This window comes from Streptomyces sannanensis (genome assembly GCF_039536205.1).
In the GTDB taxonomy this organism is placed as follows: domain Bacteria; phylum Actinomycetota; class Actinomycetes; order Streptomycetales; family Streptomycetaceae; genus Streptomyces; species Streptomyces sannanensis.
Genome location: NZ_BAAAYL010000001.1, coordinates 5,209,000 through 5,222,902, shown reverse-complemented (window position 1 = coordinate 5,222,902; position 13,903 = coordinate 5,209,000). Strand labels below are relative to the sequence as shown.

14 protein-coding genes are annotated in these 13,903 nt (G+C 71.1%); 5 read left to right on the top strand and 9 right to left on the bottom strand.

Annotated features, from left to right (window positions below; translation table 11 throughout):
* Positions 1–47 precede the first annotated feature (47 nt).
* Positions 48–2,228 carry a RecQ family ATP-dependent DNA helicase gene (locus ABD858_RS24425; protein WP_345041257.1) on the top strand — a complete coding sequence of 727 codons (2,181 nt, stop codon included), beginning with the start codon at positions 48–50 and terminating at the stop codon, positions 2,226–2,228.
* A gap of 216 nt (positions 2,229–2,444) precedes the next feature.
* Positions 2,445–3,074, top strand: a complete 630-nt coding sequence (locus tag ABD858_RS24420) for a hypothetical protein (RefSeq protein WP_345041255.1) — start codon at positions 2,445–2,447, stop codon at positions 3,072–3,074.
* Positions 3,075–3,152: 78 nt separating this feature from the next.
* On the opposite strand, the gene ABD858_RS24415 is transcribed toward ABD858_RS24420, so the two are convergent.
* The 3 genes from ABD858_RS24415 to ABD858_RS24405 form a co-directional block, all read right to left on the bottom strand.
* Positions 3,153–3,773: a hypothetical protein gene (locus ABD858_RS24415; RefSeq protein WP_345041252.1), complete on the bottom strand. Its 621-nt coding sequence runs from the start codon at positions 3,771–3,773 to the stop codon at positions 3,153–3,155.
* 94 nt (positions 3,774–3,867) lie between these two features.
* Positions 3,868–4,569, bottom strand: a complete 702-nt coding sequence (locus ABD858_RS24410) for a ribonuclease HII (protein WP_345041250.1) — start codon at positions 4,567–4,569, stop codon at positions 3,868–3,870.
* A 62-nt stretch (positions 4,570–4,631) separates the two neighbouring features.
* Positions 4,632–5,258 (bottom strand): TetR/AcrR family transcriptional regulator, encoded by a 627-nt coding sequence (locus ABD858_RS24405; protein WP_345044824.1) that lies wholly within the window; start codon positions 5,256–5,258, stop codon positions 4,632–4,634.
* Between the two features lie 121 nt (positions 5,259–5,379).
* Here ABD858_RS24405 and ABD858_RS24400 point away from each other — a divergent pair, with 121 nt between their 5' ends.
* The gene (locus ABD858_RS24400) at positions 5,380–6,936 is read left to right on the top strand and encodes an MFS transporter (protein ID WP_345041248.1); all 1,557 of its coding nucleotides are present in this window, start codon (positions 5,380–5,382) and stop codon (positions 6,934–6,936) included.
* Between the two features lie 65 nt (positions 6,937–7,001).
* Here ABD858_RS24400 and ABD858_RS24395 read toward each other — a convergent pair whose 3' ends face one another.
* The 4 genes from ABD858_RS24395 to ABD858_RS24380 form a co-directional block, all read right to left on the bottom strand.
* Positions 7,002–8,501, bottom strand: coding sequence for a DUF4153 domain-containing protein (locus ABD858_RS24395; RefSeq protein WP_425586346.1), 1,500 nt, complete (start codon positions 8,499–8,501; stop codon positions 7,002–7,004).
* 270 nt (positions 8,502–8,771) lie between these two features.
* The gene (locus ABD858_RS24390; protein ID WP_345041243.1) at positions 8,772–9,689 is read right to left on the bottom strand and encodes an ADP-ribosylglycohydrolase family protein; all 918 of its coding nucleotides are present in this window, start codon (positions 9,687–9,689) and stop codon (positions 8,772–8,774) included.
* A gap of 12 nt (positions 9,690–9,701) precedes the next feature.
* On the bottom strand, positions 9,702–10,361 hold the full coding sequence (locus ABD858_RS24385) for a histidine phosphatase family protein (RefSeq protein ID WP_345041241.1): 660 nt from the start codon (positions 10,359–10,361) through the stop codon (positions 9,702–9,704).
* A gap of 73 nt (positions 10,362–10,434) precedes the next feature.
* On the bottom strand, positions 10,435–11,043 hold the full coding sequence (locus tag ABD858_RS24380) for a YdbC family protein (protein ID WP_345041239.1): 609 nt from the start codon (positions 11,041–11,043) through the stop codon (positions 10,435–10,437).
* Positions 11,044–11,129: 86 nt separating this feature from the next.
* On the opposite strand from ABD858_RS24380, the gene ABD858_RS24375 reads away from it, so the two are divergent.
* The gene (locus ABD858_RS24375) at positions 11,130–12,098 is read left to right on the top strand and encodes a DUF1152 domain-containing protein (RefSeq protein ID WP_345041237.1); all 969 of its coding nucleotides are present in this window, start codon (positions 11,130–11,132) and stop codon (positions 12,096–12,098) included.
* Here ABD858_RS24375 and ABD858_RS24370 read toward each other — a convergent pair.
* A complete protein-coding gene (locus ABD858_RS24370; protein ID WP_345041235.1) occupies positions 12,064–12,822 on the bottom strand; it encodes a DUF2071 domain-containing protein in 759 nt (252 codons plus the stop codon). The genes ABD858_RS24375 and ABD858_RS24370 overlap by 35 nt on opposite strands.
* Entirely contained in the window at positions 12,823–13,131 is a 309-nt protein-coding gene (locus ABD858_RS24365) for a metalloregulator ArsR/SmtB family transcription factor (protein WP_345041232.1), read from the bottom strand. It lies immediately after the preceding gene.
* 117 nt (positions 13,132–13,248) lie between these two features.
* On the opposite strand from ABD858_RS24365, the gene ABD858_RS24360 reads away from it, so the two are divergent.
* Positions 13,249–13,779 (top strand): TerD family protein, encoded by a 531-nt coding sequence (locus ABD858_RS24360; RefSeq protein ID WP_345041230.1) that lies wholly within the window; start codon positions 13,249–13,251, stop codon positions 13,777–13,779.
* Positions 13,780–13,903 lie beyond the last annotated feature (124 nt).

Here is a 13,903-nt window from a genome sequence, read left to right as displayed (position 1 = left end):
TGGGCACGGGTTCGCGTGATGTCAGTGGCATCGGGTTGCATGGGGCCATGAGCAATACAGGCGACGCAGCCAACGCAGATCTCCGGGCTTCGGCCGATTCCGTACTCGCCCGCCTCGTCGGGGACGAGTCGGGCACCGCCCGGCTGCGCGAGGACCAGTGGCGCGCCATCGAGGCGCTGGTCGCCGAGAAACGCAGAGCGCTGGTCGTGCAGCGCACCGGATGGGGCAAGTCCGCGGTGTACTTCGTCGCGACCTCGCTGCTGCGCGAGCGGGGCAGCGGCCCCACGGTCATCGTCTCCCCGTTGCTCGCGCTCATGCGCAACCAGGTGGAGGCTGCGGCCCGGGCCGGCATTCACGCCCGCACCATCAACTCGTCCAACACCGAGGAGTGGGAGACGGTCCAGGCCGAGGTGGCGGCGGGCGCGGTGGACGTGCTGCTGGTCAGTCCCGAGCGGCTGAACAACCCTGACTTCCGCGACGAGGTGCTCCCCCGGCTGGCCGCCGCGACGGGGCTGCTGGTGGTCGACGAGGCCCACTGCATCTCCGACTGGGGCCATGACTTTCGTCCGGACTACCGCCGGCTGCGCACCATGCTGGCCGAGCTGCCGGCCGGGGTTCCGGTGCTCGCCACGACGGCCACAGCCAACGCCCGGGTGACCGCCGATGTCGCGGAACAGCTCGGCACAGGCGCGGGTTCGGACGCGCTCGTGCTGCGCGGCCCGCTGGACCGGGAGAGCCTCAGCCTGAGCGTGCTGCGGCTGCCGGACGCCGCGCACCGGCTGGCCTGGCTCGCGGACCATCTCGGCGAGCTGCCCGGCTCCGGGATCATCTACACCCTCACGGTCGCGGCGGCCGAGGAGGTGACGACGTATCTGCGTCAGTGCGGCCACACCGTCGCTTCGTACACCGGCAGGACCGAGAACGCCGAACGGCAGCAGGCGGAGGAGGACCTTCTGGCCAACAGGGTCAAGGCCCTCGTGGCCACGTCGGCGCTCGGCATGGGCTTCGACAAGCCGGACCTCGGCTTTGTGGTGCATCTGGGCTCCCCTTCCTCGCCCATCGCCTACTACCAGCAGGTGGGCCGGGCGGGCCGCGGCGTGGAGCACGCCGAGGTGCTGCTGCTGCCGGGCAGGGAGGACGAGGCGATCTGGCAGTACTTCGCCTCGGTGGCCTTCCCGCCCGAGGAACAGGTGCGCCGCACCCTGGACGCGCTGGACCGGGCCGGCCGGCCGCTCTCCCTGCCCGCCCTGGAGCCCCTGGTCGAACTGCGGCGCACCAGGCTGGAAACCATGCTGAAGGTCCTCGACGTGGACGGCGCGGTCCGGCGGGTGCGCGGCGGCTGGACCGGCACCGGACAGCCCTGGGTGTACGACACGGAGCGGTACGCCTGGGTGGCCAAGCAGCGCGAGGCCGAGCAGCAGGCCATGCGCGACTACGCGACGACGTCGGGCTGCCGGATGGAGTTCCTGCGCCGGCAACTCGACGACGAGGCGGCCGCACCGTGCGGACGCTGCGACAACTGCGCGGGAGCGCGGTTCACCCCGGACGTCTCGCAGGCCGCTCTGGACGCGGCGCTCGGTGAACTCGGCAGGCCGGGCGTCGAGGTGGAGCCCCGCAAGATGTGGCCGACCGGACTGGCCGCGGTGGGCCTGGACCTCAAGGGACGCATCCCGCAAGGGGAACAGGCCTTCGCCGGGCGGGCACTGGGCCGGCTCTCGGACATCGGCTGGGGTAACAGGCTCCGCCCGATGCTGTCCCCGCAGGCCTCCGACGGACCGGTACCGGACGATGTGGTGAGCGCGGTGGTGAGCGTGCTGGCCGACTGGGCCAAGGGGCCCGGCGGCTGGGCGTCGGGGCAGCCGGACGCCCCCGCGCGGCCGGTCGGTGTGGTGACGGTGGCCTCTCGCTCCCGGCCCGCGCTGGTCGGGTCGCTGGGTGCCCGTATCGCCGAGGTGGGACGTATGCCGCTGCTGGGGGCGGTGGAGTACGCGCCGGGGGCAGCAGGTGAGCGGCTCTCGCAGAGCAACAGCGCCCAGCGGGTGCGGGGTCTGCACCAGGCACTCGTCATACCGCCCGGGCTGGCCGCGGCGCTGGCCGGTGCGGATGGTCCGGTACTTCTCGTCGACGACTTCGCGGACACCGGCTGGACGCTCGCCGTGTCGGCCCGGTTGCTTCGCCGGGCGGGAGCAGCGGGCGTATTTCCGCTGGTCCTTGCAGTTCAAGGGTGACGTCAGGCGTTACGTGAGGCCCTGCTGGGCAGGGATATGAGTGTCATATCTGCCGATTCCAGTCAGCTGCCTCAATTGCTCATTGCCGCGTGACCCGACAGCCCGCAAGAATTGAAGCCGCTCCCCGTGCGGCCCGCCTGCGGCCTCGATGGGCTTGCCGCGGTGCGCCCCAAAGACCCTTGCCCGCATCGTGGGCGCGTATGCGAAGGGAGGATCGTGACCTTCGGATTCGCTCCGTCCGCAGCGTCGGCGGTGTCCGCCGTCGGCAACTCCGCGAGCCGGCTGGCCAGGATGCTGGAGCCTGCCGAGTGGGCCGCAGCCGGGGTCCCGTTGTTGCGGAACCCTCGCGAAGTGGTCAGCGGTCTGCACTCCCGGCACCGGCCCACGGCGACGACAGCCGTCGTCGCCGTGCTCGACCACGAGGAACGAATCACGGCAAGCGCGTCGTTCACCCGGCGCCGCGTCCCCGCCGACGGCTGGGAGTTCCGCAACGCGCTGCTCGCGCATCTGCGCCGGGTGATCCCGCACGATCTGCGCCGCCGCTCGCCCGTACGCACCGCGGTGCTGCTCTACTGCCGCGAGGGCGATGAGAGATGGACCGAGGAGGACGGGGCCTGGATGTGGGGACTGCGGGACGCCTGCACCCTGCACGGGCTGCGGTGCGGCGCGTACATCACGCTGACCGGCGGGGGCTGGCAGGTGCTCGGTGAGGGACGGGGCGGCCGCAGCCCCAGCTCCGTGTCCCGGCCCGTCGAGCTGGGGGACACGGCAGCCGACGCCGAGATCGGCCTGCTGCGCACCGGGGGCGGTGCGCCCGAGGTGCTGCTCCGCACGGCTGCGCGCTGAGCACAGATGCTCGGGCCGGGGCCGCCGGCGCCGGGCGGGCTGGAGGTCTGTCCTCCAGCCCGGGTGCGACGACAGGATTCAGACGCCCGCGCCCAGCAGCGTGTTGATCCGCTGCGGGTCGCCGCACACGATGAGCAGCGTCCCGGCTCGCGTCAGCGCCTGGGGCAGCGCGCGGGCCGCGGCGTCGTCACCGCCGCCGTTGACCGCGACGACCACCACCGGCCGGGGGGCGGCACGGCCCGCCGCGGCGGCGTCGGCGTAGAAGACGTCGTCGCGGGCGTCCTGCTGGGCCCAGTAGGCGGCTTCGCCGAAGGACAGCTCGTGCGCGGCCCAGGGGTGCTGCTCACCGGTGGTGAGCACCAGGATGTCGCCGGGCGCTCGGCCGGAGTCCAGGAGCAGGTCGACGGCCTCGTCGGCGGCGTCGAGCGCTCCGTCCACCGGGGCGGGGATCAGCTGGATCTGCGGAACGGAACGATTCTCCGGCCGCGCCGCGGAGGGCTGGGCGGCGGAAGAGTTCGTCCGCTGCGCCGGGGTCGTCGGCCTGGCGGGACCGGGTCCCGGGCGTCCGGGGCGCGGCGCGGCCGCGGGGCGCGGACCGGGTACGGGGCGAGGGGTCGGCGTGCTGCGGCCGGTGGCCGGTGTGACACGGGGACCCTGGGCACTCTCGTGAATCTGAGGCTCCTCGGGGATGAGAGGCATGAGTGGATGTCTATCAAACGCCGCTGTGGCGGGCATCAGCGGGTCGGCACTTAGTGTGTTCCGGGTGGGTTCGCCCCGCCACGGCGGGGCGGTTTCAGAAGTCGAAGCCGAGCTGGCCCCCGCTTTCCAGTGCTGCCGCCTCCGCTGAGATGCGAACCTTCTTGAGGTGCCGCCACTGGGGCAGCGCGTCCAGATAGGACCAGGAGAGCCGGTGGTGGGGGGTCGGCCCCCACTGCTCCAGCGCCGCCTTGTGCGCCGGCGACGGGTAGCCGGCGTTGGCGGCGAAGTCGAACGCGGCGTATTCCTCGCCCAGTTCGGCCATCATCGCGTCGCGCCGCACCTTGGCGATGACCGAGGCGGCGGCGACCACGACGCAGGATCGGTCACCCTTGATGACCGTACGGACCTGCCAGGGTTCGCCGAGGTAGTCGTGCTTGCCGTCGAGGATCACCGCGTCGGGGCGTACCGGCAGCCCCTCCAGCGCCCGCTCGGCCGCGAGCCGCAGGGCCGCGGTCATCCCCATACCGTCGATCTCTTCCGGGGAGGCATGGCCGAGCGCGTGCGCGGTGACCCACTCCTCCAACTGTCCGGCCAGCTCCGTACGGCGCTTCGGAGTGATCAGTTTGGAGTCGGTCAGCCCGGCGGGGGGCCGGCGCAGCCCGGTGACGGCCGCGCACACCGTGACAGGACCGGCCCACGCTCCTCGCCCGACCTCGTCGACACCGGCGATGATTCGGGCTCCGGTGGTGGCGCGTATCGAGCGCTCAACGGTGTGGGTGGGTGGTTCGTACGGCATGGCGCCAGACAGGGTACGCCGCCGGGGCCGCGCGCGACACCCCGGCTCGGCCCCCAGCGCAGTCAGCCGCCGCAGGGGCGCAGCAGGGGCATCATGACGTGATCGATCATCCTGGCGAGGTCTTCGTCCGGCCATTCACTGCCGCACACCTTCGACCGGTACATCATGAGGCCCGGAATCACATCGAAAACCAGGTCGGCAGCGGCGTCGGGACGTACTTCTCCGCGTGCGATCCCACGGTCCACGACCGCCTTGACGAGTTGCACGGAGGGTTCGACCACCTGCCGCAGGATCAGGCTCTGGAAGCGTTCGGCGGCCGCACTGTCGCATTCGTAAAGGACTGAGCGCAGTGCGAATCCGGGTCTCGAGAACATCGTGTCGCGCAACTGCCGGCACAGCTGGTAGAGGTCCTCGCGCACGCTGCCGCGGTCGGGTGCCTCGTCGAAGCCGGGCAGCCCGGCCCGCAGGGCGTCGGCGACCAGGTCCTCCTTGGACGGCCAGCGGCGGTACACGGCGGCCTTGCCGGTCTGTGCGCCGGCCGCGACGCCCTCCATGGTGAGGCCGTTCCAGCCGACGGTGCTCAGCTGTTCCAGGGCCGCTTCCAGGATGGCCCGTTCGAGCACGGGTCCACGGCGGCGCAGCAGGGGCGGTCGCGCGTCCGGAGCGGCGGTCCAGCGCGAAGTAACCATCATTTTCTCTCCGTTGGGGGACGGGGCACTAGTGAACGCTTGCGTTCATTGTCTGGCACTCTCTACCTTTGACGTGACAGTGAACGGACTCGTTCACTAACGAACTTGCGGGGGACCCCTAGTGACAACCTCTCAGTTAACCGCTCCAGGACAGCCCGGCACCGCCCGAAGGCAGGGTCGCCCCGGGATCGCCCTCACCGTCATCGCCGCGCTGCAGCTCATGGTGGTCCTGGACACCACGATTGTGAATATCGCGCTCCCTCACATCCAGGAAGCGCTGTCCTTCACCACCACTCAGCTTTCCTGGGTGGTCAACGCCTACACGCTCGCCTTCGGCGGGCTGCTGCTGCTCGGCGGTCGCGCGGGCGACATCCTCGGCCGCAGGCGGGTGTTCATCACGGGCGTGCTGCTCTTCACCGCCGCCTCGCTGCTGTGCGGTATCGCCCAGGAGCCCTGGCAGATGCTTGCCGCCCGGGCGCTGCAGGGCGTCGGCGGCGCCATCGCCTCACCGACCGCGCTGGCCCTCATCACCACCACGTTCCCCGAAGGTCCTGAGCGCAACCGGGCGTTCGGAATCTTCGCCGCGGTCTCCGCCAGCGGCGCCGCCATCGGCCTGCTGGCCGGCGGCATGCTCACCCAGTGGCTGGACTGGCGCTGGGTGTTCTACGTCAATCTGCCGATCGGCATCCTGGTCGCCGTGCTCTCCCCCTTGTTCATCAACGAGTCGGAGCGCCACCCGGGACGGTTCGACATCACCGGCGCGCTCACCTCGACGGCCGGTATGGCCTCCCTGGTGTACGGGTTCATCCGCGCCGCCGACGACGGCTGGCGGAACGGGCTCACCCTCGCGGCGTTCGGCGCGGCCGTCGTGCTGCTCACGGCGTTCGTCCTCATCGAGCGGCGTGCGCGCGAACCGATCACGCCGCTGCGGATGTTCGCCGACCGCAACCGCTCCGGCACGTACCTGATCATGATGAGCCTGTCCGCTGCGATGTTCGGAATGTTCTTCTTCATCGTGCTCTTCGTGCAGAACGTCCTGGACTACGACCCGATCGAGTCCGGCCTGGCCTTCCTGCCGGTGACGGTGATGGTCGTGACAGCGGCCGGGATCTCGTCGAAACTGCTGCCCGTGTTCGGCCCGAAGCCCTTCCTGACCGGAGCCACGGTGTTCACCGGGTCGGGCATGGCCTGGCTGACCGCGATCGACCCGGGGAGCACCTATCTCGGCGGCGTGCTCGGGCCGATGCTGCTCTTCGGCTTCGGCATGGGCCTGGTGTTCGTGACCGTGACGCTTACCGCGGTGTCCGGGGTGGCCCAGCACGAGTCGGGGGCAGCCTCCAGCCTGCTCAACGCCGCACAGATGGTGGGCGGCTCCCTGGGGCTTTCGATTCTGATGACGGTCTTCGGCACCGCCGGCCGCGACGAGGCCGAACGGCAGCTGCCGTCCTTCCTTGCCAAGGCGACTCCCGCGCAGCAGGCGGCCTTCGCCAAGACGCACGAGCTGCCTCCGCCGTGGGGCCACCGGGTGCTCGCGGAGGGCATCGCCACCTCGTTCTGGGCCGGCGTGGGGCTGGTGGGCCTCGCCTTCCTCATGGCGCTGTTCGTCATCAAGGTCCGCAAGAGCGACCTGGAGGCCCTCAGCGGCGCGGCGGGCACGCCGGGACACGGCGCCGTCTGAGGCGGAGCACGCACAGGACTCCGCGCATGCCGGGTCGTCCGGGAGCGGACGGCCCGGCAGTGGCATCAGAAGAGATAGCGCTCCTCGTCCAGTCCGAGCTCCGCGCAGCCGACGCTCGCCGTGAGCGGGCGCTCGCGCAGGAGCTCCCGGGCCCGTGCCTCGCCGAGGCTGGCGGCGTACCAGGGCTCCTTGTCCTCCTCCAGGCGCTCGGCTGTGCCCCGCAGTGCGCAGAAACGATACGGCTCCGGCAGTTCGTAGAGCGCGGGTACGGCGTCGGCGGACAGCTCCTGCAGATAGTTCAGGTCGATCTTTCCGCTGGACCTGAAGCGTTCGACGTTCTGCTCGGCGACCAGTCCGTCCGGCGAGACCAGCCCGAAGGCCAGGACCGCCGCGGCCGCGCTCGCTCCCACCGCGCGCGGCAGCCAGCGGGCGCCCCACACACCGGCCGCCATGATCAGAACGATCACCAGCCCCAGCCACAGCTCCATGGCGGTCACGGAGATCCGCAGCCGGGTCAGCCCGTACGCCTCGACATAGAGGTCCATACGGCGCAGCGCGGAGGCCACCACGATCAGCGTGAGCGCACACAGCGACCCCAGCACGGCGCGGACCAGCACCCGGTCGCGAGCGCCGTCGCGCGGGGACCGGCGCAGCGCGAGCGCGATGACGAGAAGAGTGAGGAGGGTGGCCCAGAGCAGCTGCCAGAAGCCCTGACGCGCGTACTCGGAATAGGTCAGTCCCGTCTCCCGCAGCACCTTGTCGTAACCGCCGAAGAGGACGGCGAGCTGAACCGCGTTGAAGGCAGCGAAGAGCAGGTCGAGCACGATCAGCGGCAGCGCCCACTCGGTACGGCCGCGTGCCCGGCCCCTGCGCACCTTGAGGCGGTCCCAGCGCACCGGGGCGGCCGCGGTGCGCGCGGCCGCCAGCGCGCCGATCAGGCCCAGCAGGAAGAGGAAGAAGCGCCAGGGCCCGTCCGCCACCGACACCTCGGGGACGAAGCCGCCGAGCAGATCCGCGAAGGCGGCGTCGGCGCCCGCGAAAAGAGCTCCGAACACGACCAGCAGCAGCACCGCCACCGCGGTGGTACGCACTACCGGACCCCAGCGGTCGCGGCTGCCGTGCGCACGCTCGCGCAGTCCCCGCCAGGCCCAGGCCATGCCTGAGCCGACCGAGCCGAGCAGCCCCACCGAGCCCATCAGCACCCCGGGCCAGGTGCGACCGCCGTGCAGGACGAGCGAGCCGAGCGCCAGCGCGGAGACCACGGCGAGGAACGTCGGCCATCCGGCGTCGCGCAGCGCCGGCACGACGAGCAGCGCCAGTCCGCCGAGCGCCCAGGCCAGCGTCCAGGGCCGCGGACGGCGGCCTGCCGCCCGGGCCGCGAAATACGCCGCGAGCGCGGCGGGCACCGCCACGAAGAGCAGGTTCAGGCCCAGCCCCTCGCCCAGCAGCAGGGCGCTGAGCACCGCGGTCGCCAGAACCGACCAGAGTGTGGCGGGGCGGATCGCCGCGGGCGGCGCGGCGCGTATGTCGGTGAGCCACTGCGGAGGCTCACTCTTCACGTACACCCACTGCTGGGGCACCTGCTGCTGCGTGTGGTGCACTGCCGGCGGCACTGGTGCCTTCGGCGGTGTGGCCGGTGTCTCGGTCACGGGACCCCTCCCCGCCGGGCAGTCGCACGCGGCAGTGTCCGCGGAGGTGCGGGGCCCGGTGAATCGTCGGCGCCGCCGTTGATGATCAGCGGGGCGGCGTGGCCGAAAGGCTAACCGGACCCGGCGGAATCGACGTGTCCGGAACCGGGCTGTGGCAGGATCGTGACAAAGGGCCCGGGTGCCTCGTCAGGCTGCCCCGGCCGGAATCCAGTCGGGCAACGCCTCGGTGCCGGCCAGCCAGGACTCGGGGGGCGCTCCGGCGGCCGCCGCCGCGACCACTCCGCCCACGATCGCGCACGTCGTGTCGACATCCCCGCCCACCTGCGCGGTGGTCCAGAAGGCCCGCTCGAAATCGCCGAGCCCGCGCGCCGCCGACCACAGCGCGAACGGCACCGTGTCATGAGCACTGGTGCGGCGGCCGCAGCCCAGCACGGCGGCGACCGTCGTGATGTCGTCGTAGTCGAGCATGTCCCGGGCACGGCGCAGCCCGGCGCCGACCGCGCTCCGCGGCACCAGGGCGATCACCCCGTCCAGCAGCTCCTCCGCAGCGGGCGGCCCCTCCGGGGCGGCCGCCAGCGCGGCCGCCGCGGCCACCGCCATCGTGCCCACGACGGCCTCACGGTGCTGATGCGTGGTGTAGGAGGAGATCTCGGCCTGATGCGTGGCCTGCTCGGGATCGCCCGCGTACCAGGCGCCGAGCGGCGCGATCCGCATCGCGGCGCCATTGCCCCACGACCCCTGGCCCTGGAAGAGCGCGGCGGCGAGCTCGCGCCAGTCGCCGCCCTCCCTGATCAACCGCAGCATCCTGTTCACGGCCGGGCCGTAGCCCCGGTCGAAGTCGTGGTGCTCGGCAAAGGAGCGGGCGAGCGCGTCCTGATCGATACGGCCGTGCTCCGCGAGCACGGCCAGCACCGAGCAGGCCATCTCGGTGTCGTCGGTCCACTGCCAGGGGCCGGGCGGCAGCTCGCGCCGCTTGAGCAGGGGATGGTTGGACGGTACGAAGAACTGGGAGCCAAGGGCATCGCCCACGGACAGACCACGCAGACTGGCCAGAGCGCGTTCGAAGCGGCGGCCGGGCGTTTCGAGAGCTGAGTCGGACGTCATCGCTCAGCCACTCTATCCGCTGGTGTCGTACGGTTCCGGGTCCCGCCAGCGCTCGAAGGGCCGGTCGAGCCGGTACCGGCCGTCCTCCCCGAGCTCCAGCATCCGGGTCTCGCCATTGCCCGGATTGGACAGGCATTCGAACTCGGCCACCGACCAGTGGAGCCAGCGCATGCAGAACAACCGCATGGTCAGGCCGTGCGTGACCAGCAGGACGTTCGGCGGATGGTCCGGGGCCTCGAAGCTCCGGTAGAGGCTCTCCAGGAAGGACCCCACCCGGTCGTACACATCGGCCCCCGACTCGCCCTGCGCGAACCGGTAGAAGAAGTGGCCGTAGGAGTCGCGGTACTCCTTCTGCAGCTGCACGTCCTCGTGGTCCTGCCAGTTCCCCCAGTCCTGCTCGCGCAGCCGCGGCTCCTCCCTGACCCGTACCAGAGCGGGGTCGAGCCCCAGGGCCCGGAACGTCTCGTGCGTCCGCCGGTAGGGAGATACGTACACGCTGACGCGCTCGCCGCCGAACAGCTCCCTCAGCCGCTCGCCCGTCTCCCGGGCCTGACGCCACCCCGTCCCGGTGAGCCGGAGCGCATGGTCCGGCACGCGTTCGTACACCGTGTCGTCCGCGTTGCCCTCGGACTCGCCGTGCCGGAGAAGGACGATGCGCCGCGGTCGTGCCATGCAGAAACCCTAGTGCTCGGTTCCGGCCGATTCGAGCAGCCGTCCGCCTTGGTCCGGCCTCCCGCGCTCCGGCTCAGACGGTCCAAGACGCCTCGAGGTCGACGACGGCCCCTGACAGAGACACGACATCCGCCGACGTCTGCGCGCGCAGCGAGAGCCGCTCCACCCGCTCCACGCGGTACTTGCCATGCTCGGCGGCGGACCACCACATCGACAGCACCAGGAACTCGTCCTCCCCCGGCGCCTCCCCGAACAGCCCGCGCACCATGCCCGGAGACCCCGCCATCGCGGGATTCCAGACCTTCTCCTGCATCAGCGCGAAGTGATCACTGCGGTCCGGCCGCACCTTGCAGTGCGCGACACGGACGACATCCGCGTCCGTGAAGCGCGGCTCGAAGCCGGTCTTCACATCGAAGCGGTGGTCGAACAGCCCGATCCGCATGTTCCGATACGTCCCCGACTGAGCAGCGGCGAGCCGGTCGTGCGAGCGCGCCATGAAGGAGTCGTAGAACGCCCGGCTCTCCCAGAAGGAGAACACATGGGCCTCCTCCGGCCGCTCCCGGCTCCAACCGCCGCTCTGCCCCCGGAAACCCGGTTCGCCCAGCAGCCCCGCCCACTTTCGCTGTCCCCGTTCGAAACCGCGACGGTCCACCACGGTGCAGCGAATCCACTTGACCAGCACCGCGCCATCGTACGGCCCTGGATCCATACGAAGTACGCATGAACATCCAACTGCTCATCACTCCACGACGTGCTCCAATGACCGCCATGACCGCGCTGCACACCAATCCGCTCTTCGACCGCCTGCACGAGGCCCAGCGCATCCTCGTCGCCGGCGCGGGTGGCGGCTTCGACATCTACTCCGGGCTCCCCGTGGCACTCTCCCTCCTCCACCAGGGCAAGGAGGTGCACCTCGCCAATCTCTCGTTCGCCGCGATCGAGGGCCTCCCGCCCGACTCCTGGCTCGCCCCCGACATCGCTGCCGTCACCCCTGATGCGGCACCCCACCAGGCTTACTTCCCCGAGCGCACCCTCGCCCGGTGGCTCGCCCTCCACGGCTACCCGGGCACCGTGCACGCCTTCGCCCGCGTGGGGGTGCAGCCGCTGCGCGCCGCCTACCGCGCGCTGATCGAGCACTACGCCATCGACGCCGTCGTCCTCGTCGACGGCGGTACGGACATCCTGATGCGCGGAGACGAATCGGGGCTCGGCACGCCCGAGGAAGACCTCACCAGCGTCGGCGCCCTCGCCGGACTGGACATCGCCGGCGTCACCGAGAAGCTCGTCCTGTCCATCGGCTTCGGCGTCGACGCGTACCACGGAGTGAGCCACGGCCTCGTCCTCGAGAACATCGCTGCCCTCGAACGCGACGGCGCCTACCTCGGCGCCTTCTCCGTCTCCCGTACGACCCGCGAGGGCGCGCTCTTCGTGGACGCGGTCGCCCATGCGCAGGCCAACACCCCGGAACACCCCAGCATCGTGAACGGTTCGATAGCGGCAGCGGTCCAAGGCGCTTTCGGAGACGTCCAGTTCACGGACCGCACGCGGGGCAGTGAGCTGTTCGTCAATCCCCTCATGTCGCTGTACTTCGCCTTCGAACTCGACGGTCTGGCCCGCCGCTGCCTCTACCTCGACCGCATCGAGGACACCCACCTCATCCGGCAAGTGAGCAGCGCCATCGCGCTCTTCCGCGACGAGGTCCTCAGCGCGCGGCCGCCACGCCGCATTCCGCACTGACCCCGTCCGGCAGCGCGGGGAACGCCTCCCACCGCGCGGGCACGTCGCGCATCAGCAGGGCGCAGTCCAGCCGGGCGGTACCGGGCGGGAAGCGGTCCGGGTCACCGAAGAACGACGAGCTGACCGAGCGCACCTCGGCGGGCTCCACCCGCCAGGCGTCCGTGCGCAGTTCCATACCGTCCAGTCGGCGGCCGCCGCGGGCCGGGGACAGCCCCCGCGCGCCCTGCCGGAAGAACTCCGAAGCGGCGTCCACGTCCATGAAGAGCTCGCTGCCGCGCAGCTCGTCCGTCGCCTCGGCCGCGACGCTCACGCTCGTGGAGCCGTCCTTGGTCCGGTACGCGATCCGGACCTCCCGCGGGCTCTCGCGGACGTCGAACACCGCTGCGCCGTGCCGACCCGGGAACACCCGGCCGCCCGCCAGCACGTTCAGGCGCGAACCGCTGTCCCGGCGCGGGATGTAGACGCCGGTCTCGATGCCCTCGGGCCCGTCCCACTCGACGGATATGCGGTGCGCGGCGTTCTCGCTGCGCAGTCCGGTGCCGCCGGGCGCCCAGCGGGGCCGGGTGTCCCCCAGCCGCAGGAGACAGATTCCCGCGACCGCCCAGCCGTTCACCAGCTGCGGGCGAAGCGGCGCGGGCAGCAGAGCGGCGGCGTACTCGGGCTCCACCCGGTAGTTCACCAGGAGCCGCCGTTCGATGACACTCGCCAGTGCCGGTGTGATCATTTACTTCTTCCTCCCCCTGCGCAGCACGATCTGCTCGGGGCAGACCGCGCTCAGAAACCTGCCGACCGACGCCGCGAGCCGCTCCTCGGCCAGTGAGTAGAGGATCCGGTTCCCGTCGCGCCGTTCATGGACGAGCCCAGCCGACTTGAGTACGCCGAGATGACGCGAGACCGACGGCCCGCTGATCGGGAACCTGCTCGCGATCTCGCCCGCGGCCAGTTCGCCCGGGCGCAGATCCTCCAGGATCTGCCGCCGGGTCGGGTCGGCCAGCGCGCGGAACACGCTGATCTCATCGTCCGTTCCTGTCATGACGGGTATTTAACATCTTCGCTAAATAGCTAACAAGCAATACGGCAGCGGGCGGGTGATCTTGCGGGAGAGACTGTTCTCCAGCGGCCCGTTTCGTCACAGGGGAGAGGACGTCAGGTGAGCGGTCTCAGCAAGGGGTTCGGGAAGGTCGAGGTTGCGCTGCGGTGGGACCCCAGTCCATCCGGCAACCCGGTCCATGACCTCGACCTCGTCGCCGCCGTCTATCCCGCGGCCGCCCCGCACGGCGACCCGGTCCAGCTGGTGCACGCCGGCAGTCGCTCCCCCGACGGCACGATCACCCTGAACAGGGAGAGCCGCACCGGCCAGGGCTTCGGCTACGACGAGGTCATGACACTGGAGCTGGACCGGCTGTCCCCGGCGTACACGCGCGTCGTGGTCGGGGTCTTCATCCAGCAGCGGGCCGGTCGCACGACCTTCGGCGCCATAGCGAACAGCGGCATCCGCATACGCGAGGGCTACACCGACCTCGCCCTCCACGACTTCGCCGGTGTGCCGGATTCCACCGCCGCGACCGTCGCGGAGTTCACCCGGGACGGCTCCGGCGAGTGGAGGTTCCGCCCGGCACTCCGCGGATTCGACACCGACCCGGCGGACTTCGCCCGGCTCATGGGCAGCGCCGCCCCGTAGGCCGCGTCACCGAAGACATCCCGCTCCGTCCCGTGCACCGCGGTCCAGGGATCCGGAAGGGGCCGCCGGCCGCGTCCATGGCGACGGCACAACCGACACACCTCATGCCAATAGCCCAGCAGGG